20 protein-coding genes and 1 pseudogene are annotated in these 19,999 nt (G+C 49.1%); 6 read left to right on the top strand and 15 right to left on the bottom strand.

Going from position 1 to position 19,999, the window contains the following annotated elements:
• The first annotated feature begins 60 nt into the window (after positions 1–60).
• The 3 genes and pseudogenes from G7035_RS14075 to G7035_RS14070 all read left to right on the top strand — a co-directional run bounded on the left by G7035_RS14075 (position 61) and on the right by G7035_RS14070 (position 2,524).
• A complete protein-coding gene (locus G7035_RS14075; protein WP_017427362.1) occupies positions 61–1,416 on the top strand; it encodes a dipeptidase in 1,356 nt (451 codons plus the stop codon).
• Positions 1,417–1,636: 220 nt separating this feature from the next.
• A pseudogene (locus G7035_RS27825) lies at positions 1,637–1,756 on the top strand (rRNA (guanine-N1)-methyltransferase); the annotation flags it as partial.
• Between the two features lie 156 nt (positions 1,757–1,912).
• Positions 1,913–2,524, top strand: a complete 612-nt coding sequence (locus G7035_RS14070) for a methyltransferase domain-containing protein (protein WP_230877781.1) — start codon at positions 1,913–1,915, stop codon at positions 2,522–2,524.
• 70 nt (positions 2,525–2,594) lie between these two features.
• Here the strand turns inward: G7035_RS14070 and G7035_RS14065 are convergent, their stop codons facing one another.
• From G7035_RS14065 to G7035_RS14050, 4 genes are all read right to left on the bottom strand, one after another.
• Positions 2,595–3,029 (bottom strand): hypothetical protein, encoded by a 435-nt coding sequence (locus G7035_RS14065; RefSeq protein ID WP_016818511.1) that lies wholly within the window; start codon positions 3,027–3,029, stop codon positions 2,595–2,597.
• A 108-nt stretch (positions 3,030–3,137) separates the two neighbouring features.
• Positions 3,138–3,629 carry a hypothetical protein gene (locus G7035_RS14060; RefSeq protein WP_013372771.1) on the bottom strand — a complete coding sequence of 164 codons (492 nt, stop codon included), beginning with the start codon at positions 3,627–3,629 and terminating at the stop codon, positions 3,138–3,140.
• Positions 3,630–3,795: 166 nt separating this feature from the next.
• On the bottom strand, positions 3,796–4,278 hold the full coding sequence (locus tag G7035_RS14055; protein ID WP_016818510.1) for a hypothetical protein: 483 nt from the start codon (positions 4,276–4,278) through the stop codon (positions 3,796–3,798).
• Positions 4,279–4,649: 371 nt separating this feature from the next.
• Positions 4,650–4,877, bottom strand: a complete 228-nt coding sequence (locus G7035_RS14050; RefSeq protein WP_013372773.1) for a helix-turn-helix domain-containing protein — start codon at positions 4,875–4,877, stop codon at positions 4,650–4,652.
• 306 nt (positions 4,878–5,183) lie between these two features.
• On the opposite strand from G7035_RS14050, the gene efeO reads away from it, so the two are divergent.
• Genes efeO through G7035_RS14035 form a run of 3 tightly spaced genes read left to right on the top strand, consistent with a single transcriptional unit; the run spans position 5,184 to position 9,285 of the window.
• Positions 5,184–6,062 (top strand): iron uptake system protein EfeO, encoded by an 879-nt coding sequence (gene efeO, locus G7035_RS14045; protein WP_016818509.1) that lies wholly within the window; start codon positions 5,184–5,186, stop codon positions 6,060–6,062.
• Positions 6,063–6,066: 4 nt separating this feature from the next.
• Positions 6,067–7,431, top strand: coding sequence for an iron uptake transporter deferrochelatase/peroxidase subunit (gene efeB / locus G7035_RS14040; protein WP_019688461.1), 1,365 nt, complete (start codon positions 6,067–6,069; stop codon positions 7,429–7,431).
• Positions 7,432–7,455: 24 nt separating this feature from the next.
• Complete coding sequence (locus G7035_RS14035) at positions 7,456–9,285, top strand: FTR1 family iron permease (protein WP_019688462.1); 1,830 nt, start codon at positions 7,456–7,458, stop codon at positions 9,283–9,285.
• A gap of 88 nt (positions 9,286–9,373) precedes the next feature.
• On the opposite strand, the gene G7035_RS14030 is transcribed toward G7035_RS14035, so the two are convergent.
• The 11 genes from G7035_RS14030 to G7035_RS27675 all read right to left on the bottom strand — a co-directional run bounded on the left by G7035_RS14030 (position 9,374) and on the right by G7035_RS27675 (position 19,954).
• The gene (locus G7035_RS14030; RefSeq protein WP_019688463.1) at positions 9,374–10,654 is read right to left on the bottom strand and encodes a type III PLP-dependent enzyme; all 1,281 of its coding nucleotides are present in this window, start codon (positions 10,652–10,654) and stop codon (positions 9,374–9,376) included.
• An 82-nt stretch (positions 10,655–10,736) separates the two neighbouring features.
• Positions 10,737–11,825 (bottom strand): Gfo/Idh/MocA family protein, encoded by a 1,089-nt coding sequence (locus tag G7035_RS14025; protein ID WP_019688464.1) that lies wholly within the window; start codon positions 11,823–11,825, stop codon positions 10,737–10,739.
• The gene (locus tag G7035_RS14020) at positions 11,822–12,973 is read right to left on the bottom strand and encodes a hypothetical protein (RefSeq protein WP_019688465.1); all 1,152 of its coding nucleotides are present in this window, start codon (positions 12,971–12,973) and stop codon (positions 11,822–11,824) included. Before G7035_RS14020 ends, G7035_RS14025 begins: the two co-directional genes overlap by 4 nt.
• Before the next feature lie 17 nt (positions 12,974–12,990).
• Positions 12,991–14,523 carry an ATP-grasp domain-containing protein gene (locus G7035_RS14015; RefSeq protein ID WP_019688466.1) on the bottom strand — a complete coding sequence of 511 codons (1,533 nt, stop codon included), beginning with the start codon at positions 14,521–14,523 and terminating at the stop codon, positions 12,991–12,993.
• A gap of 49 nt (positions 14,524–14,572) precedes the next feature.
• The gene (locus G7035_RS14010; RefSeq protein ID WP_019688467.1) at positions 14,573–15,385 is read right to left on the bottom strand and encodes an ABC transporter permease; all 813 of its coding nucleotides are present in this window, start codon (positions 15,383–15,385) and stop codon (positions 14,573–14,575) included.
• Between the two features lies 1 nt (position 15,386).
• Positions 15,387–16,193, bottom strand: a complete 807-nt coding sequence (locus G7035_RS14005) for an ABC transporter permease (RefSeq protein ID WP_016818501.1) — start codon at positions 16,191–16,193, stop codon at positions 15,387–15,389.
• Positions 16,183–17,175 carry an ABC transporter ATP-binding protein gene (locus G7035_RS14000; protein ID WP_019688468.1) on the bottom strand — a complete coding sequence of 331 codons (993 nt, stop codon included), beginning with the start codon at positions 17,173–17,175 and terminating at the stop codon, positions 16,183–16,185. Before G7035_RS14000 ends, G7035_RS14005 begins: the two co-directional genes overlap by 11 nt.
• 70 nt (positions 17,176–17,245) lie before the next feature.
• A complete protein-coding gene (locus tag G7035_RS13995; RefSeq protein WP_019688469.1) occupies positions 17,246–18,322 on the bottom strand; it encodes a hypothetical protein in 1,077 nt (358 codons plus the stop codon).
• Entirely contained in the window at positions 18,315–18,560 is a 246-nt protein-coding gene (locus G7035_RS13990; protein ID WP_016818498.1) for an acyl carrier protein, read from the bottom strand. Before G7035_RS13990 ends, G7035_RS13995 begins: the two co-directional genes overlap by 8 nt.
• Positions 18,561–18,578: 18 nt before the next feature.
• Positions 18,579–19,832: a preATP grasp domain-containing protein gene (locus tag G7035_RS13985; RefSeq protein ID WP_230877780.1), complete on the bottom strand. Its 1,254-nt coding sequence runs from the start codon at positions 19,830–19,832 to the stop codon at positions 18,579–18,581.
• Complete coding sequence (locus tag G7035_RS27675) at positions 19,826–19,954, bottom strand: hypothetical protein (RefSeq protein WP_268820005.1); 129 nt, start codon at positions 19,952–19,954, stop codon at positions 19,826–19,828. Before G7035_RS27675 ends, G7035_RS13985 begins: the two co-directional genes overlap by 7 nt.
• Positions 19,955–19,999: the final 45 nt, after the last annotated feature.

Here is a 19,999-nt window from a genome sequence, read left to right as displayed (position 1 = left end):
CGGTTCGGAGGATAGCGCAATATAAACACGATTTACATTTAAAAGGAGGATACATAGTTTATGAGTTATACTGAATATTTTGAAAAAGCCAGAGAACAACAACTGGGCGAACTACAGGAATGGCTGTCCATTCCGAGTATCTCCGCATTATCGGAGCACAAAAAAGACATTAATCAAGCAGCCGAATGGCTGGCGGCCAAACTGACTGCTGCAGGCTTGGAAAACGTTGAAATTATTCCAACCAAAGGCCATCCGTTAGTGTACGCAGACCATTTGCATGCACCTGGCAAACCAACCATCCTTGTGTATGGACACTATGATGTGCAACCTGTGGACCCGCTTCACCTGTGGGAAACGCCACCGTTTGAGCCATCCATTCGCGATGGAAAATTGTATGCGCGCGGAGCGACAGACGATAAGGGGCAAGTTTTCTTGCACATTAAGGCGGTTGAGGCCATTTTGAAGCAGGAAGGCAAATTGCCGCTGAACATCAAGTTTTGCATTGAAGGCGAGGAAGAAGTGTCCAGTCCGAACCTGCTTGAGTTTTTGCACACCGGCGCTGAACGCCTAGCAGCTGATGCTGTACTGGTGTCTGACACCTCTCTGATCGAAAAAGGGAAGCCTGCGATTTGCACAGGTTTGCGCGGACTGTGCTCACTGGAAGTCGCCATTCACACGGCGAACACGGATCTTCATTCCGGCTCCTTCGGTGGCGGCGTGCCGAATGCCCTGCATGCTTTGGTGTCCCTGTTGGCAACCCTGCATGATGACAAAGGCCGCGTTAGCGTCGAAGGATTTTACAACGATGTTGCTCCATTATCGGCAGAGATGAGAGAAGAATTTGCGAAGCAAGGCTTCAATGAGAGCAAGCTGCAACAAGATCTTGCACTTGATTCGCTCTATGGCGAAGAAGGGTTTAGCTTCGTCGAGCGTGTTGGGGCTCGTCCTACACTGGAGCTGAACGGCGTATATGGCGGCTTCCAGGGTGAAGGTACGAAAACGGTCATTCCGAAGGAAGCTCACGCTAAGATCACTTGCCGCTTGGTAGCTAATCAGAATCCGCAAGATATTCTGGACAAAATCGAGCGCCATTTACGCGCACACGTTCAAGCAGGAGCTACCCTGGATATTCAACAAGGTGAGAAAGCGAACGCCTTTAACATCGACCCGTCACATGCGTTCTTACAAGCAGCAGCGGATGCCTTTGAGAAGGTATACGGTGTACGTGCCCTCTTTACCAAGGATGGAGGCTCCATTCCGATCGTGGAAACCTTCTCCCGTGTGCTGAGTGCTCCAGTTGTATTGATGGGCTTCGGCTTGCCAGATGAAAACCTGCATGCACCAAACGAACATTTTAATTTGGAGAATTTCGACAAGGGTCTGCTGACGATTGTGGAGTTTTTGAAATCTGTGTAAGCATATGACAACTTCTAATGGCTAAGTTACAATAGAGAGGGCGAAAGCCCTTTCTATTTTTTTAGAGGAGTGCTGCACAACATGATTATTCAGTTCATTCGTTTACGGTAATGTGAGGTACAGTTCATGAAAACTCAATCATTTTTTCAAAAAATGGGTTGGGTTTATTTGGCTGTGCCTTTTTTCATTCACCCAATACGAATGAACGAGGTGCTTTTCTATGTCCAAATGGAATAAACACGAGATGAAGGCTAGCCTTATCAGGAAGCATCAACATCTTTTTAGTTGTCCTGTATGTTCTCAACCCATGCGTATAGTGGAAGGTAAAAGCTTCCTATGTACGAATCAGCATTGCTATGATCTTTCAAAACACGGGTATTTACATTTATCCGCCCGATCCCATAAAACCAAATATGATAAACAACTATTTAACTCCAGAAGAATGATGTGCAATAGCGGATTTTTTGATCCTTTAAATGAAGCCATAAGCTGCACGATGATGAAGTTTATGAAACCCCTGTACGATCAAAAATCACATATGTACTTGCTGGATGCAGGTTGCGGGGAAGGTTCCCCTTCGAGCCACATTCAGGATAAGCTTACCTGGAAGGGAATCACCGAGCTTACAAGCGTAGGTATGGACCTGTCTAAAGAAGGTATTGTGGCCGCAGCCAAAGCATATCCTCATGCCCTCTGGTGTGTTGCTGATCTCGCTCATTGCCCATTTGCAAATCAACAATTTGACGGTATACTCAATATTTTATCCCCTTCCAATTATGCTGAATTTAAAAGGATTCTTTCGGAGGATGGCTGCATTCTAAAGGTCATTCCCGAACCATATTATCTTCAGGAATTGAGATGCTTGTATGAACAGAAAAAGCCAACTTATTCAAATGACAATATATTAAGCCGGTTTAAAGATAGCTTTAATCTTCTATCCGCCGAACGAGTAACCTATCGCTTTATGCTAAATGCCGACCTTGTGGAGCCTTTGCTCCATATGACTCCCTTATCGTGGGGAGCTACGGAAGCAGACTGGCAGCGAATGCAGGAAATAGATTTACCGTATGTCACCGTAGATTTACTCATCTTATGCGGTAAAAAATAACATACCAAAAAGCATTCACAGCATGTGATTACGCATGCTCGTGAATGCTTTTTTTCGTTAATGCCGTCGCTTAAGGAAAACGAGTGTAGCGCAACAGGTGAACCAGCCGATTTAGTCGTTCTATCTCCCGATCCAACTCATGCAGTGGCTGCCCCGCCAAAGCAGCGTTCGCTCTCCGATCACGTAGCGGATTTATTTTCCGGCCAATGAGTTTCAGCACGGTGGCCTTCCCCATGTTATTCACCACCACATATTGCGTTAGCGGATCAAGCTCAATCCACAATACATGGTGCTGTTGAAAAAACAACAGTAATTGCTTTTTTAACTCATCCAGCTCATAAGGCTCACCTGCAATTTGCGGCTGATGATGAAAGGCAACATAGCCCATCACACGCAGGTCACTTATGATTTGTTCCAAATGAAGCGTTTCGTTTATGTACACATTGTTCGTGCTGATGCGGTTTCTTGCACCATTCGTACGATTTTCCCGGATGACGTTCACCACCTGACTATCGTTTATTTTAAGGTTTATCTTTCCCCTTTTTCACTGTAGCGCAATCGGTTTTAAAAAATCAGAACGTATACAAACCTTATGAACAAAAAAACAACCGGCTTATACGCCAGTTGTTTCCCGTTCCACAAAATACTTATTGGTCATATAATGAGCCTTGCCTCTAGAAGTATCAACCATTCCCTTTTTGTTGTCGAGAAAAACAATCTCCCGGCATTTGGTGCAGTACCACTTGGTCCGCTTGAAGGGGGATTCTGTTACATACGATGTACCACATTTGCAATCTACTTTAATTAAGGTTTCTGTTGATTTGTAAGCTTGAGACAGCTCTCTTAAGCCAGTATCCGGCTGTTGAATCGGGATAATGACCTCCTGATAGCTTGAATACTGATTGTGCACTTTAAAGTCAGCCACCAGTTCCGCATGCAGTCCAAAGTACTCTTTGCCAATCTCGGTTACAAATTTCTTGCCGATTCTGTAACACTCAAGCCATTCCTGTATCTGTTGATTAGACAAAGGCACCGTGCCCTTGATACCACTATTTAATGTGTAAGTCATGATGTATAAAGTATCATCTTGTCTATGTCCGTACATGAGAAGCCTCCTTATAATACACTTGATAATGTACTACAAAGCGTACAAAACATCAATTTTATTATTTGGCAAAAGATATAGTAGCATTTCCAAGTATGGATTTAATATATGGTGAAAAGCATATAAAGACGCGTGCGAGTCTGTTAGAAAAGCAACTGACAATCTGTCAGTTGCTTTGTCTTTCTACATAGTATTTGTTGGTCATGTACCAGGCCTTGCCTGTATTCGTATCCACCATGCCCTTTTTACGATCCAGGAACACAATATTGTTGCATTCCTTGCATGACCACTTGGTTCTCTTATGAGGTGATTCTTCTATGTAGGAAGCACCACATTTACATTCTACCTGAATTAATGTTTTATACTGACTATACGCTTCTACCAGTGGGTCCAGATCTACAGCTTTACGTTCCATTACAGGCTGTATCATGGATATGTGTTCTCTCTGCTCCGAGTATTCATTATGTACCTTGAAATCTGCTACCAACTCAGGGTTTAAACCAAAATATTGTTTGCCCACAACTGTTACAAATTTACTGCCAATTCGATATGCTTTAATCCATTCCTGCACCTGTTTACTGGATAGGTCGACTGTTCCCTTTATACCGCTGTTCAGCGTGTAAGTCATTGAGTGTTGGTTGGGTGTCATATGTCTTATCGTTCACCTCCGATCAAGAATATACCACAGGTAGTCCTAAGCAAAAACCCGATTCAACTTCCATCCTGTCGTCATGCTAATTTGTATTTCATTCTTAGACTATCACCAGATGCATTTCTATCTAAATACAACTTTGTGGTACAGCTTCCACCTCAATTATTCATATAACTTATTGGAAAACGCATGGTATTTTCTTCCTTATCTATATAGTACACCACTTATACACAAATTCCCACATATTTCAGCGGTTTAATCGTTTTTTTCATCATATCCTCAGCATGATCAAAACAAAAGCCTTCCCGACCACCCTTCATTGTTGAAGGATCATCGAGAAGACTTTGTACCCCGCAAGGAACGAGAGGTCAGATTTTTAATTCGCCAAGCCTGATTAATTCTACGACCGCCTGTGAACGACCTTTTACGTTCAGTTTCTGCATTACGTTGGAAATATGGTTACGCACCGTCTTCTCACTAATAAATAGTTGTCCGGCGATGTCACGCGTTGTTTTGTCCTGCACGAGCAGTTCAAATACTTCACGTTCACGGTGAGTTAACAAAAACTTGTTTTTCTGGTCGTTACCCTTCGTCAATTTCACCCCTCCTTGCTCGGGTTTTGTGTGGTGTAACAAGGTTAAGGGATACAGTCAACACATTTTATGTCATGTGCTCAGGTATGGTTCAATGTGCGGATAAAAATGGGCATAGGCACCTTACTTGTAGCTTTAATGACGAGTTGAACTTTGTGTCTAAAATATGTATTGACAGGCATATAGGCCAGCCTTATGATAAGAAAAAATGCGACTGATAATCATTATCAAAAATGATAATTCGTTATAGAGATCGCGCTACAGACTATGGTTCAAGGCCAGTTTGGCCAGAAAGGGTGTTCATTGATTATGAAACTACGTTATGCCGTACCGGCCGGAGTGCTAGTCTCTTCTATTCTGTTTGCAGGTTGCGGACAAGCCGGAACTGCGGATCAGCAGCCCGCTGCAACATCCAAAGATACAGGAGCAACAACACAGACCACGACTCCTGCGGCGACTGCTCCCAATTTTGATCAAGCGGTTGCGGCTTACCGTACCTATGCAACCGAGCAATGTGATACGTTTGTAAAAAAGACGGAAGAATTCACGAACGCAGTCAAAGCTGGCGAGCTGGATAAAGCCAAGGCTTTGTATGCTCCAGCGCGTATGTACTATGAACGAATTGAACCGATTGCGGAAGCACTAGGCGATCTGGACCCGAATATTGACGCTCGTGACGGTGATGTGGATGCAGCGGATTGGCGCGGATTTCACCGTATTGAGAAAACATTATGGGAAGAAAACACCACCAAAGGATTGGACGAGTTTTCCGACCGCCTGCTGAGTGATGCCAAACTGCTGCGTGCCAAAGTAGAAACAGTTAACATTGATGCCAGCTTGATGGTAACAGGTGCAGTCGAGTTGCTGAATGAAGTATCTACCTCGAAGGTAACGGGTGAAGAAGAGCGTTATTCTCACACAGACTTGTACGACTTTGCGGCCAATGTAGAAGGTGCTCAAAAGATTTATGACATTTTGAAAACAGATCTGAACCAAAAAGACGCGGCGTTGGAAAAACAAATTGGTGAGCGCTTTACAGCCTTACAGCAGGAGCTGGCTCCTTTCAAAGACGGCGAAGGCTATGTATCGTATACCAAACTGAAACCGGAAGAAATTAAAAAGCTAAGCCAGAACCTTGATGCTTTGGCAGAACCGTTGTCCCAAATGGGGAAATTGTTAGGAGTGTAATGATATGAAAGGCTTTAAGCGGCAAAAAGGACAAGAAAAGTCGCAGTATGCGGAATCCCGTAATGAACAGTCTGATCTGACAGAAAAGGATGCTCAGCCAGCGGATGATGAGCGATCAGGAAAAGGTAAATCCGTATCACGCCGTGATCTATTGAAGCTGGCCGGGGTAGGCGGATTAGGTCTACTGCTTGGCGGCGGTGGCGTGGGCGCTGTGCTGTCAGCCAGTCAACGCCTCGAAAGCATGTTGACGGAGGCAGATACCAAAGATGTAGTTCCTTTTTACGGCAAACATCAGGCGGGAATTGTAACTCCGGCACAAGATTTTATCTGTTTCGCCGCTTTCGATCTAACAACCCCCGACAAGGAACAGGTGCGGAATCTCTTCAAGGCCTGGACGGAAGCAAGTGCTACAATGACTTCTGGTGTGCTGCTTGGCACCGATAATGAAAATATCAACCTCCCTCCTTCCGATACGGGCGAGGCAGCGGGATTATCTCCGTCCCGGACGACGATCACTTTTGGGGTGGGCCCCTCCTTTTTTGATGGACGGTATGGCCTGGCAGGGCTCAAGCCTGCCGGGTTCCGTGAGTTGCCTCGTTTTCAGGGAGACGCCCTGGATGAGCAATGGTGCGGCGGTGATATCGGAGTGCAGGTATGTGCCAATGACTTGCAGGTAGCTTTCCATGCCCTGCGTAATTTGGCGCGTATCGCCAGAGGAACGGCGGTACTCCGTTGGACGCAGGAAGGTTTCCAGCGGACGGCACAAGCTGATCCTGCGGGCAGCACACCGCGCAATTTGCTCGGCTTCAAAGATGGCACGGGAAACCCGGACACGTCCAAGGCAGACGAGATGAATCGGCTGGTGTGGACACAGACCAATGACGGACCAGCATGGATGGGCGACGGCAGCTATATGGCTGTACGCCGTATTCGTATGCGAGTAGAGGTGTGGGATCGTTCAACATTAGGTGACCAGGAGGATACCTTTGGACGCCATCGCAGCAGCGGTGCCCCACTGGGCAAAAGCAAAGAGTTTGACAAGCTGGATCTGGCGGCTACAAGCCCTGAAGGCAAGCCGCTTACGCCCCCTACCTCTCATGTGGCATTGGCTCATGGGAACGGGAGCATTAATATTTTGCGGAGATCTTATTCCTATTCAAGCGGATTAGACAAACAAACAGGACAGCTCGATGCCGGACTGCTGTTCATCAGCTACCAGCGTGATCTGTTCAAGCAGTTCGTTCACATTCAGGAGAAGCTTGCACGTAATGACAAGCTGAACGAATACATTGTACACAAAGGCAGCGCGGTGTTCGCCTGCTTCCCAGGTGTGTCGCAAGGCGGCTACATCGGGGATACGTTATTTTAGCAGCAGGCAAGGAAGGGGATTTATATGAATCGGCGCAATAAAAGCTTGGGGTGGGTGTTTGTGCTGGTGGCGGCTCTGCTGCTGACAGTAACTCCCTTCATATCCGGCTCCAGGTCCGCTGCTTTCGCACAATCAAATGCTAAAGCTGAATCTAATGATCAGCTGATGCCAGTGGTCGGCGGAGCACTGGTGGAGGCGGGACAAGACCAATGGACGGAAGCCTCCAAGGACCTAAAGGAATTCCGTGGTTTATGGGAAGCCGCCAAAGCAAATGGCGGGGATTCAGCTCACATCGCGGCTGTAGATCAAGCTCTGACCGATGCGGAAGAGGCGCTTGCCCGTGGCGGCGGGGATTCAGCGAAAGCTGCGTTATCCGTGCTGGCGCGCTCGGTCAATGAGTTCGTGACTGCTGCCGAAGGAGATCAACCGGCTCCCGCCGGAGCTAAAGCAGCGGAAAAACTGCTTCCTATGGCGAAGGGCAGTCTGGCTGCCATGCAAAAAGGCGATTGGGCTGCTGCGCGGGTGGATTACGACCGAATCGTTAAAGCCTGGTATCAGGTAGAGACACCGATTCGTCTGGATCATTTTTCGGTATACAGTTCACTTGAAACGAAAATCAGCCTCATTCGCATCTCTATGCAAGCAGAGCCCATACGTCAAGCACAGGCTCTCAAGGAAATGCAGGAGTTAACGACGCTGCTGTCTGATTATAGTCAGGGCAAACTTGTGAACACAGATCAAGGGGCAGATGCAGGCAATGCCGCTGCCGGAGCAGCGAATGGTTCAACAGCTTCCCTCGGCGATGCAGTCACCCTGCTCGAATCCGCACGCCAAGATGTTGTAGCTAATCAGCCAGAGCAGGCCGCAGACAAGGTAGGTCAGTTTATCGCTATATGGCCTTCTGTCGAAGGACATGTACAAATTTCCGATCCGGCGTCTTACACTGCGATTGAAAATCAAATGACCGAGACTTCTGGATATCTGCTGTCTTCCCCACCGAATACGGATAAAGCCTTGCAGACTCTTGATCAGATGCTGGACAGGCTCCGTCCGTTGACCGAGGAACGTTCTTATACTGCATGGGACGCCGCACTGATTTTGCTGCGCGAGGGTCTGGAGGCCATTCTCGTGCTCGCAGCTCTGCTCGCGTATGTCAAGAAAAGCGGCGAAGCCGTGGCTGGACGATGGATATGGGCAGGAGCTGGTACAGGACTGGTGCTAAGCGGAATACTGGCGGTGCTGTTCACCTCGCTGGTGGCAGCTGCTGCATCGGGCAGCATGCGTGAGCTGTTGGAAGGTGTCACCGGGCTGGTGGCTGTTGTGCTGATGCTAACGGTCGGTAACTGGCTGCATAGCAAATCCAATGCTGCTGCGTGGAACCGCTTTGTGGAAAACAGCGTGGGCAATGCGCTAGCACGGGGCAGCCTATGGTCGCTCTTTGCGGTTTCTGCGCTCGCGATTCTACGTGAAGGGGCCGAGACAGCTATTTTTTATATCGGTATGGCTCCGGCCATTGAAACCTCGCAATTGCTGATCGGTATTGGCTCGGCAACGGTTATACTGGTCGTCCTTGCTTTAGCGATCATCAAGTTCAGTGTAAGGTTGCCAATTCGCGCCTTTTTCCTGACCGCCACTATACTGATCTACTATCTCGTATTCCGATTTCTGGGCGAAAGTATTCATTCCCTTCAGGTGGCAGGCAAGCTGCCGGGACACACTGCGTCCTCGCTTCCTTCTATTAGCTGGTTGGGAATGTATCCAACTTGGGAAACATTTGTCCCACAAGCCCTTGTGCTGATCTTTATGGTATGGCAGCTTGTCCGTCAGGAAATACGCAGCTCCCAATCACGTTAAGTCAATACTACAATGCTGAAAATGTAAAAAACGCCAAATCACAGGTCCGATGGATATCGGCTCCTATGACTTTGGCGTTTTTACATACTTACATCACATCCTCAGGCAACGCAATCATACGCTGATGGTGCAGCAGGTCCGTGCGATCACCGTGTTCACGAATGACATGCACTTCCCCGCGATAATCGAGCAGTTCCGCTGGAGTAGCATGTCCCAAAAAATATAATGGGCTGTAGCTTAATCCATAGGCTCCTGCGTTCGGAAAAGCAATATAATCGCCTTCGCGAATCGGGGGCAGCTCCGCTTTTTTCACAATACAATCCTCGGGTGTACAAAGCGGACCGACAATGCTTACCGTCTCCAGCGCCGTGGAAACCTCTTCTCCCACTTGTCTGCGCATAATTCGCACCGGGTAATTGTCCCTTAAGCGGCGTCCCCGAAAGGTAGCTGAGACGTAGTGATTCATGCCGCCATCAGCCACGACAAACTTCTCTCCCTTGGATTCCTTGGTATACAACGCCCGGCAGACATACATGCCTGATTGAGCGACCAAATACCTGCCGCTTTCAATGATCAGCCTAACCCCGGGCATACTGGATCGAGTCTGTTCCGCGAGTGCATTGAGTCCGTCAATGACATGATCCATATCGAGCGGCTGTTCATGAGCAAAATAAGGTACACCAAACCCACCGCCCAAATTGACCGTATGCATCGCCACACCATACTGATTCTGCACCCGTTCTGCCAACTGCAAGGTATTTGCAAATGAAGCTAAAATCTGATCCGCTTTCAGCATTTGCGTACCTGTATACACTTGAATGCCTTGAAAATATACGTGCGGGCAATCTTCCAGCACCTTAAAAAAGTGATCCAGCTGCCCTTCATCGACGCCAAAAGGGCGCGGAACACCGCCCATTTTAATCGTTGCTCCCGACAGGTCATTATCGGGATTGATTCGAACCGCAGCTCTGACAAACACACCTGTTTGGGCAGCAATGTCCTCCAGTAGACGTAGCTCTCTCACCGATTCAACATGGATGCAGCCGATCCCACAGGCTATCGCCTCGCGCAGCTCGGCTACTGTTTTCCCCGGCCCAGCGTACAGCACATCCTCCGCAGCATACCCGGCCTCCATGGCGACGAACATTTCTCCAGCCGAGGCAATCTCCACACCGCAACCTAACGAGCGTAGCAACCCAGCCAAGGCTACGTTACCATTAGCCTTGAGCGCGTAATGTACACGCACGGCCGGATGTAACCGAGCCAGCAACGAGCTGACGTGAGCATGCAGCGCGTCCCCATCATAATAATAAAAGGGTGTCGGATGCTCGCCGAATCGCTCCAGTAAGACTTGATCCTTTTGATCCATCTGCCGAATCCCTCCTTTCTTTGCTTGGATACTCTGTATTTGGTATTACTCGAATTTCACCGATTGAAAACCACAATCATACTCATATGGCATAGATCGCCTCGCCTGAGCGTGCTGCTTGATGAATAGCTGCCAGCAGTCTGACGCGTTCAGCAGCCTCATGAAATGGAATGGGCTCCGTTTCACCCCGGATGATGCTGCAGAAGGCATCCAACTGATTGACATAATAGTTCATGGGCTCAAAAACCGTTTTGCTATGCGAGGATGTCTGTGATAACAAGGACTGTGCTGCCGTATCTGTTATATTCACCGCGATATCCTTCTTTATTTCCGTCTTGAGTGTCATTTTATAAAAGCCTAAATTCGCCCGAAAGCAATCCTTTAAGGTGACTACTGCCGAATCAAAGGTCAGTACATGAGCACAGCGATAAGGTCGCTCAAATGAGAAGAGGGCAGATGCCTCTAGTCCGCTTGGGTAACGGGCTTGTGCACGAAATGTCCAGTCACAGCCATGGGGGCCATCGAAATCCGATTGACTGTGGAATTCCGCCTGCTCCAATCCAACGACGGCCTGAAGCAATTGGAGCCAGTACACACCCAGATCCCAAAAGCAGCCCCCGCCTTGCTCCGATCGGGATCGGTAATTGTCCGCATGACCTTCTTTTGCCGGAATACACAGACTCGTCTCTATGGAGCATAAGCGACCATAACGACCCGATTCTACAATTCTGCGCAGCTCACGCTGCCAAGGATGATGCTGTACCATGACTCCCTCCAGCAGGTAAGCGTTGCTCTGTTCGACGATAGCTGCCAAGGGAGCCAGATCAGCCGTCTGCAGGCATAACGGTTTTTCCACCAGCACGTGCTTATGAGCTTGTAAGGCTCTGCCAATCCACTCAGCATGTAAATCGTTGCTGAGCGCAATATATACAGCGTCGATGTCCGGGTCTTTTAACATATCCTCAGCATGACCATAAACGACATTGACTCCATAACGCTCTGCCATTTCTTCCGCCTTGGCAACCGTACGGTTCGCAAGCGCGGTCACGCGTGCTCCTGCAACATGTCGGATCGGTTCCAGCAACGCACGAGGGGCAATGGCAGAACAGCCAATGATCCCAAAGCGAATATCTGGCATTGCAGGTTCTTGCGCAGCCGCGGCCGCGTTCATGATCCCTGCTCCATTCCTGATGGCACTTGAATGCTCTTCACATAGGACTCTATATAACGCGGCGTCCGACTGCGCAGCTCTACGATCCTCCGATGCATTTCCTCCAGAATCTGAGCACTGGCGCCATAGGTTCCAATCCACGTCTCGTAGCGCATGCCTAACCCCAGACGTTCCCATAGATCCGCATTATGCTTCTCATGCACACCAAACGGCTCCAGCATAATCAACGGAGTAGCTGTAGCGAACGAATCGGTCAGGCTACCGCCACCGGGCTTGCTGACAATGGCCTGGGCATGACATACTCGGTCCAGCATGCAATGGTAATCCGGTCCGACCTGATACACCGTTTCCTCACCCATTTTCACCTCTCCGAAAGGTGGAAATGTATGCTCCCCGGCTTCATTTCGTTGCCATGTTCTCCATTGCGGGTCCATCCGAAAATAGCGTATACTGTCCCGCTGTTCATCTGGCTGATCCTGATCATACAGCAGCAGATCCAGTTCCCAGCCCGCTTCTGCCAACCGTCCAACCTTCTCACGGTAGGTGCCCATCCCCCAACCGCCGCCATGTACGAATAAGCGGGATTGCCGTGCTTCAAAAGGGATATGCTCCACTGCTGGGATGTCAATATAGTGGCTGACTCTATTTTTATCATTTTCAAACAGGGTCGTTTCTCCACAGCCATCAGCAAAATGCGGATGATGCTTGGCTAGATTTTTCCAGGAAGGAGAAGGTGTCGAATCCATATACACGATGTCCACATACACCGACTCCGGCTCTCTGCGCCTGCGATACTCCTCCAGTACATACATCCAATGACCGGATAAGCATATAAAATACCGCCGATCCTCTTCTATCCATTGGTTCAGCAGTACTTCCATCGCTGCGGGGTCCAGTGAATGACGCATATCCTGCGGAACCTTTTGCGACATTAAGGCCACCGCAAAATTGTCATGGTAAGCTTTCCGACTTTTGTCGACCTTGAGACGGGCCGATTCTGGCAGTACATTTTCAAATACATGGATCGCCGTATCCATGCCCAGCCTGCGAAGACCTGCTTGCAGCAGCAAGCCAGGGGTATAAAAGCCCAATCCGAAACCGGAACACAAAATCGTTACCTTCATAAGCTTCTCCGTACTCTTACGCATGCTTATACGCCTCCCGTTTAATTCAGCACTGTAAAATGTCGCTCTGCCAAAAAACGCTCCAGCTTGGTAGTCAATCGCATTTTTTCCTCATCGCTCGCAGCAACCAGTTCCAAATAAAGCCGGCCTTTGCCTCGTGCCCGTTCATTTCCATCAGCTTCTTGTTTACCATTCAAATCAGGCTGACTCATGCCGTTCCCTTCTGGTCCGCCATCGCTGGCTCCAATCCCACTTACGCGAACCTGCTTGGCAGATGATCTGCCTCCGCGTCCGGTTGTGTTTCTGCTTGGCGTGGTTGTATGACCTGCAGTCTTGTTCTCACCGTCTCGTCCACCTGTGTTTACATATAACGTATTGGCTCCCAGAGGCATGACACCTTCCTCACGCTCACCTGTGAATAGCAATCCCTCACCTTTCAGCCCTTCCAGCAGTTCTTCATAGGATAGACTCCCATCATGGGACAGCGAATAATTCGTCAACGTGCCATGCATATTTTTCCCGGCCAGATAGGTATCGAGCTGATGCTTGATCAAACTCATCGACTTTCTGGCATTAATTTCGATAATGGGCTCCAGCTTCCCGCCGCGAAGTGTCATGGAGTCAATACAAACATCGCCATAATATCCATCCCGATACAATTGCTGTCCCACGTCCTGCATCAAGCTAAAATAGCCGTCCCGCTCCAGGCGCTCCATAAAAGTCCTGTCCGGCGATAGGGATTCCCGATAGGCGAATTGAGTATTAGCCAGCCATTGCACAGATATAATGTCGACACGTCCATCATCGCTAATCGTGAATTGGCATGAAAAATCCTGCTCTTTCTCCAGGAAAGGCTCCAGCAGGAACAGCACCCGTTTGCCTTTGCGCTCCTGTCCACGCAAATACGACACTACCCGGTCCAGCATTTGTGTCGAGGTAATGTGTAGATTGCCTTTGCCCGATACGCCAAAATCATCCTTGATTAAAAAGCTTCCATCCCGCAGCAGTTTACGTCCTGCTTCAGCGACATCCGCAAACGAAGTCACAATATGGCCTGGATTGCGCAGACCTAGATTGCGTTTTAGCTCAGAGGAATAGGTTTTGGCATTTACATTGCGAATCGTTTCCAGCGGTGGCTGATGCAATGTAATTCCCCAAGCACGTGCGGCCTCCTCCGCATGCGGCAACCCCGCAAATGGACTAAGCACACAGCCCTCCAGCTGAGGAAAACCTTCATCGGCATCCGTCTTGCGACTGCTCAGTAGCTCAAAAACGGATGCGGCCGACACATTGTCCGCCAGTTCCATTCCGTCAGTCAAATCCCGTTCGTTTACAGCCGGATGAAAGCCTAGCTGCGCGATATACTGACGGTGCACAGGTGAAATGGCATAACGTGTCAATAAGGCGTCTCCCGGCTGGCAAAAGCTAAACAGCAATTCATCCATAGCTGCTACTATGGCCGAAGAAGCCCGGTCAGGCAGGGCGGGTAGGGAAGCTAGCTCGGTATCTCGCCAGTAAGCCTCCGCTTCGAACGTTCCCATATATAAATGACGCTGGTTCGGTATCGCATTCATATGATTCGCTTCCTTTCCTGCTTCATTATGAACCTACTACACGGTAGCGCTACTGGCTCGCGCTCGTATAATCACGTAGAGCAAACTGCCATATCAAGCGGATAATCGCCAGCAGCCAGAGAGGTGCGAGAAAGGCCCATAGCATCAAACTGGGTTCCATTTTGCCGAGAATGAACATGGGCGGAAAATTACAGATGACAAACACCGGAAGCACAAATAAGCCAATACGCTGAATCAGGTTACTGTACACGGCCATCGGCACATAGTTTGTCTCGAAAATGCTGTTGGATAGCTCTGTAACACCGTTCGTGCGGATAATCCAGAAGGCCAGCAGTTGTGGCAGCAAAAACACGGAGTATGCCGTAAGCACTCCACATCCGAGCAGCACAGCAAATCCTCCCACGGTTTCCACATCAAATGGCAACCCCAGATGATACCAGCCAATGCCTGTCATGATTCCACCGCCCACGACATTCGGCACAGTATAGCCCAGTTCAAATTGACGCAGTGTCACCATAAATTGCAGCGATACTGGTTTGGTCATGAGCACGTCCAGTGAGCCAGTGCGAATTTTGTCAGGCAGGCTTGTAAAATTACTGTAAAATAATCCACTATAAAATCCGCTCATCATCGTAAACACGCCGATATATAAGAGCATGGCATCGGGAGACCAGCCGTTAATGTCCGTCCCAGCGCGATATGGAAGCGATGCGTATAGCAGCTTGATAAATAAATAAGCGGTTTCAACCAGGCATGCACTTATAAAATTAGTGCGGTATTCCATTTGCGACATGACGGAAAACTGGACAAATTTCCAGTACAGTCTGAGGTAACGTCCAACGTTTCGAAAAACATTTTTCATGTTAACCTCCCACCGAGACAAAGCGTTTGACTCCAGCTTGCCACACCCAGCGTGATACGGCCGCCAGCACTGCAATCCAGATCCATTGCACGCCAATGCCTTCAGCGGCTTCCAGCACAGTCAGCTTGCCCGTCAACGCATTCACCGGAAAAAATACGGTATAGCTGAACGGCAGCAGACTGAACAAACGGGCCAACGCATCTCCAAAAATCGTCAGCGGAAACACGGTACCGCTAGCTACATAAATGACAAGCGACACCGTATAAAAAAGTCCCGCCGATTCTGTCATCCAAAAAGCTATGCCACTCAGCGCATAATAGACCACAAAATTAAGCACAAGTGCTCCCGGCAACGCCAATATGTAAAGCAGGATGTACGATAGCTCGAAGCTAATTTGTCCTTCCAGGCTAAGGCATAACAGCAAAATAGCAGCCGCCAGCAGCACAACTGCGGACTGTATGACTTTGCCTCCAATAAACCGGCAAAAACGGTAGGCAAAATAATGTACAGGCTGTACCATGAATTTTGCCAGTCCACCTTCCTTGATATCTGTAGCAATTTCGTATTCAAAGCCTGTAGCAATCAGTTTTCCAGTTACTCCCGCCATAACCACATACACCAGCATTTCCGGCAGAGAATAGTCCACCACTCTTGCTTGTCCTGAAGAACCGAATACCGCAAGCCAGAGAAAAATTTGTGTCATGATCGGCAGCATAAATCCCGCCATTTGTAGCCAATAATTGGCTCGATACTCCATTTCGTTTTGCATACCAAGCTGGAGCACCTTCACATATTTGTTATTTCGCATCGGCCAGCCTGCCCCCATCATACAAATTGGCTATCCCCTCTTCCAGCGGGACGTCCTCAATCGTAAAATCAACGACAGGCAGTGCATCCAAAATCTTTTTGGACCAAGTCAACGTATCTTCTGCGTCCAGCTCAAATACCGCCTCCAGCTCCGAGTTGGAGCGAAGCTTGCCGAGCCCCGCCAACGTCAGGTTGGATACAGTGGTCTCCAGTCGAACCTTGAGCAGTTTACGAGCACCCATGACCTCATTCACCTTGTGCAAGTCTCCGTCATACACCAATCTGCCCCCACTGATAATGATGGACCTAGTGCATAAATCCTCAATGTCCTTCATGTAGTGGCTTGTCAGCAAAATGGTCGTCCGGTGTGTACGATTATAAGCTTTGAAAAACTCCCGAATCCGCCGCTGAGAAACAAGGTCCAATCCGATGGTCGGCTCATCCAGTAAAATGACTCGTGGGCGATGCAGCAGCGCGGCGATTAGTTCCATTTTCATACGCTCGCCGAGCGATAGTCGCCGCACCTGCACATGCAGCTGCTCCTCCACCCCAAGCAGAGTGACCAGCTCATCCAGCGCCTCTTTATAACGGTTATCATCGATTTCGTAGATAAGCTTGTTCAGCTCGAACGACTCGCTTGCAGGCAAATCCCACCAGAGCTGGTTTTTCTGTCCCATTACGATGGAAAACTGACGTTTAAACTCCTTTTGGCGCTTCCACGGGGTAAAGCCGAGTACCGATGCCTCCCCGTCTGTGGGATGGAGAATGCCGGACAGCATTTTGAGCGTCGTTGTTTTGCCCGCCCCGTTTGGGCCAAGAAATCCGACAATCTCACCTTCCTCAATGCTAAAGCTAACATCCTGCACAGCCTTTTTGGTCAGCTGTTCACGCTTAAACAAATTTTGTAACGATTTGCGCACGCCCGGCTCCTTTTTGTAGTACGTAAACGTTTTCGACAATTGGTTTAATGTAATGGACGGCAATGAATTCCCCTCCTCTTTCCTCTGTGCGTGATACCTGGATGAACATGCCTGATATAGCCGAATGCTTAGACTACTCGGCTGCTTGCTCAGCTAAAATCATCAATTCCTCCAGCATATGGCGCTGTCTTTCAATCAAATGCAGAGCCCGCTCTGTAATCTCAGGCATCCGATGCTTGCGCAGTTGGAGTCCTGTTTTGTAAATATGCAGATTAAGCTTGTGCCAATCCCTGTGAAGTGCCTGTGCCAATTCAATGACATGCTGGGTTTGCGGCCCAAGCGTATCTTGATGCAGCCGGCAATAATCAGCTGTATAATCTGTCAAATGAAGAGCGCTGCCTAATCGCAGATTGTAATAGATTTCATGACAGTACGTCCGAAACTCCTGATCCTCCATGTCTTCTAACAGATGGAAGTCATCGACAAATGACCGGTAACCTGCATCTCCCCGCTTGACCTGCTGGTCTGTTGCAACTTTCTCACCCGTCACATACTGACGAATATGGTAAGCACACGCAGCATGCAGCTCCCTTGGCGAAAGCGGGACAGGCTGCTCCACTAGCCATGCATACTCAATAATGCCCTGCATGAGGTCGTCGAGCCGGGCTGAGCCCACATAAGTCATCGCATGTCCCGAGGAATCGAGCAGGAAGCTATCATTCACCTGTGCCGTCCGTTCTTGCAAGTCCAATCCGCACAACTCAATCACATGGCCCCTTGGGTAATTTTTCACATATACGTCGTGATAGGTTAAAGCGGTGCTAGACGTATGCAGCATCGTACCATAGCCGGATGTGAGCACCTGCAACAGGTCGGTTTCATTGCTGACTCCTTCGATCCACGGTTCTACCCGAATAACCGGTCCGCCACTGGCGGCCATTTCTTGAAGCTGCTCCGGATATTTCTCCGGCCCGAAGCGCTTCAAATCTCCACCATACTCTGCGCACATACTCCCACACAGCATGAACAGCTCAGCTTCCGCCATGTTCACTCCATACCTCCGCAATGAAGTACGCAGGGAAGAATATACACAATGTTTCCCTGGGAGAGCGCTTGCGATTTCTTCTGCACTATGGTCAACTATGGAATCATGACGAGTTCCCATATCGGATTGCAGCCTAGGTCTTGTCTGTTCAGCGCCCTTATGCATATTTGCCCAGCAGACGCTCAATGCCTTGCAATGTAGACAGATGCTCCAGCACCAAATCGTCGTCCTCCATCGTAATATCAAGCTCATTTTCTAATTCAACAATTAATTCAACAGCAGATAAGGAATTCAGCCCCAAGGTTCGCAGATCCTGATCCGGAGTGAGCTGTTCCAGCTCGCCGGGAGCCAGCTTCAAAACCTTTTCCAGTAAAGGTACTACATGGTATACGTCTGTTTTCATTCTCGATTCCCTCCTAATTTATGAGCATCCTAATCCAGCAATGATACCTTCCAATTTGTGCGCATAAGCATCAGCTTCCTGCCAACTGTCTGCCAAAATAAGTGTAAAAATCCGGTTCACATAGCCCCGCTTCACAGGAATACCAGACAAAGTGCCCGCCGTATAAACAAACACCCCTTCAGGTCGCTCGGGTGTATATAGCAGGCCTTCCTCCGCCAGCAACCCGCACAAACGGCTGTAGGTGAGAGGTGTAGTGGTCACGTTGCGATAATAACGGGAAAAGGTCTTATGCTGTTCTCCCAAGACAGAGGACAGGAACGAGATGTAAGTAGACAGGGTAAATCTGCCGTTAATCTCGATCACTGGAACCAGCAAACCATCTTCGTCAACAAAACCGTCAATGGAGGCCATTCCCGTATACCCGATGGAATAGAGATACGTTCCCAACTGATAAGCGCATCGTCTCACTTCTTCCTCCAGCGTTTCGCCAATATCAGCGGGAACCTGGGACCCGATATAGACTGTGCCGTCTACGTTTTGCCTTTTTAGTGAAAACATCGTCACCCCACCGCCCTCGTCAATGCAGAGCTGGTAGTTCAGATCCATTTGCTTATTGTGCCAGCGCTCCACCAGCCAGCCGCCAGAAGACGATGACGAGCCGCCGAAGCGTCTCATCACACTCAGCAGTGTATCCAGCTTGGACAGCTCGTCCAGCATATACATGCCTTGTCCCGAGGCACCGTGCGGCTGCTTAATAATCAGCTTCACGGGCTCGTCCGATAAGCCAGCCAATCTCTCACATTCTCTGCGAATTGCCGCTTCATCTGCACACACAGCGCCTTCACTGACAGCAAAACCAAGCTTTTGTGCGGTCAGACGGCTAAATATTTTATCATTCACCTGGGCGCACACCGCAGATGGAGCGCCGATCAGCTCCAGCCCGCAACGCTCCGCGATCGCTTCCTCCTGCGGTGTGACCGCATAGGGTACGAGCCATGCTTTGGTACCACCGCTGCTATGGCCTGCATCCGCAACCGCGCGTAATCGTGCCAAAAGCGCGTCATCCGCCAGTACCAGCTCTGAAATCGGCGTTAGCGGATCAGAGGGCTCTGGTACCTCAATACGCGGCAGGCTGAAGCCTAACCGCTGAAGCATGTCCAGAAATGCCTCATCCGGCTGTTCACGGAGTACAATGACATCCTGACTTCGGCATAGCAGGAGATTCATTTCCTCCATCCGGTTTACAACCTGCTGTTCATCCCGGTCTACCATGCCCCCTTCCGGGGGGATGGATGCCACACTTGCTCTGCGCCGATATTAAACAGCCAAATCAGGACCCCATGATCCCGTTCATGAGCAAGTGCTTCCACAAGGTTAATCGTTTTAGTCGTCACGTCTTGTCATCATCCCTCTCTCTTCCATCTAGTAGCAAACAATAT

Origin of the sequence: Paenibacillus polymyxa (assembly GCF_015710975.1) — a bacterium.
In the GTDB taxonomy this organism is placed as follows: Bacteria; Bacillota; Bacilli; order Paenibacillales; family Paenibacillaceae; genus Paenibacillus; species Paenibacillus polymyxa.
Note: the sequence above shows the minus strand (reverse complement) of the source record. Positions and strands in the feature narration are given on the sequence as shown.

Coding starts and splice junctions, on each gene's coding strand:
- G7035_RS14075 (WP_017427362.1), top strand. CDS start 61: ATGAGTTATACTGAATATTTTGAAAAAGCCAGAGAACAACAACTGGGC.
- G7035_RS14070 (WP_230877781.1), top strand. CDS start 1,913: ATGATGAAGTTTATGAAACCCCTGTACGATCAAAAATCACATATGTAC.
- G7035_RS14060 (WP_013372771.1), bottom strand. CDS start 3,629: ATGTACGGACATAGACAAGATGATACTTTATACATCATGACTTACACA.
- G7035_RS14055 (WP_016818510.1), bottom strand. CDS start 4,278: ATGACACCCAACCAACACTCAATGACTTACACGCTGAACAGCGGTATA.
- efeO (WP_016818509.1), top strand. CDS start 5,184: ATGAAACTACGTTATGCCGTACCGGCCGGAGTGCTAGTCTCTTCTATT.
- efeB (WP_019688461.1), top strand. CDS start 6,067: ATGAAAGGCTTTAAGCGGCAAAAAGGACAAGAAAAGTCGCAGTATGCG.
- G7035_RS14035 (WP_019688462.1), top strand. CDS start 7,456: ATGAATCGGCGCAATAAAAGCTTGGGGTGGGTGTTTGTGCTGGTGGCG.
- G7035_RS14030 (WP_019688463.1), bottom strand. CDS start 10,654: ATGGATCAAAAGGATCAAGTCTTACTGGAGCGATTCGGCGAGCATCCG.
- G7035_RS14025 (WP_019688464.1), bottom strand. CDS start 11,825: ATGAACGCGGCCGCGGCTGCGCAAGAACCTGCAATGCCAGATATTCGC.
- G7035_RS14020 (WP_019688465.1), bottom strand. CDS start 12,973: ATGCGTAAGAGTACGGAGAAGCTTATGAAGGTAACGATTTTGTGTTCC.
- G7035_RS14015 (WP_019688466.1), bottom strand. CDS start 14,523: ATGAATGCGATACCGAACCAGCGTCATTTATATATGGGAACGTTCGAA.
- G7035_RS14010 (WP_019688467.1), bottom strand. CDS start 15,385: ATGAAAAATGTTTTTCGAAACGTTGGACGTTACCTCAGACTGTACTGG.
- G7035_RS14005 (WP_016818501.1), bottom strand. CDS start 16,193: ATGCGAAATAACAAATATGTGAAGGTGCTCCAGCTTGGTATGCAAAAC.
- G7035_RS13995 (WP_019688469.1), bottom strand. CDS start 18,322: ATGCATAAGGGCGCTGAACAGACAAGACCTAGGCTGCAATCCGATATG.
- G7035_RS13990 (WP_016818498.1), bottom strand. CDS start 18,560: ATGAAAACAGACGTATACCATGTAGTACCTTTACTGGAAAAGGTTTTG.
- G7035_RS13985 (WP_230877780.1), bottom strand. CDS start 19,832: ATGGTAGACCGGGATGAACAGCAGGTTGTAAACCGGATGGAGGAAATG.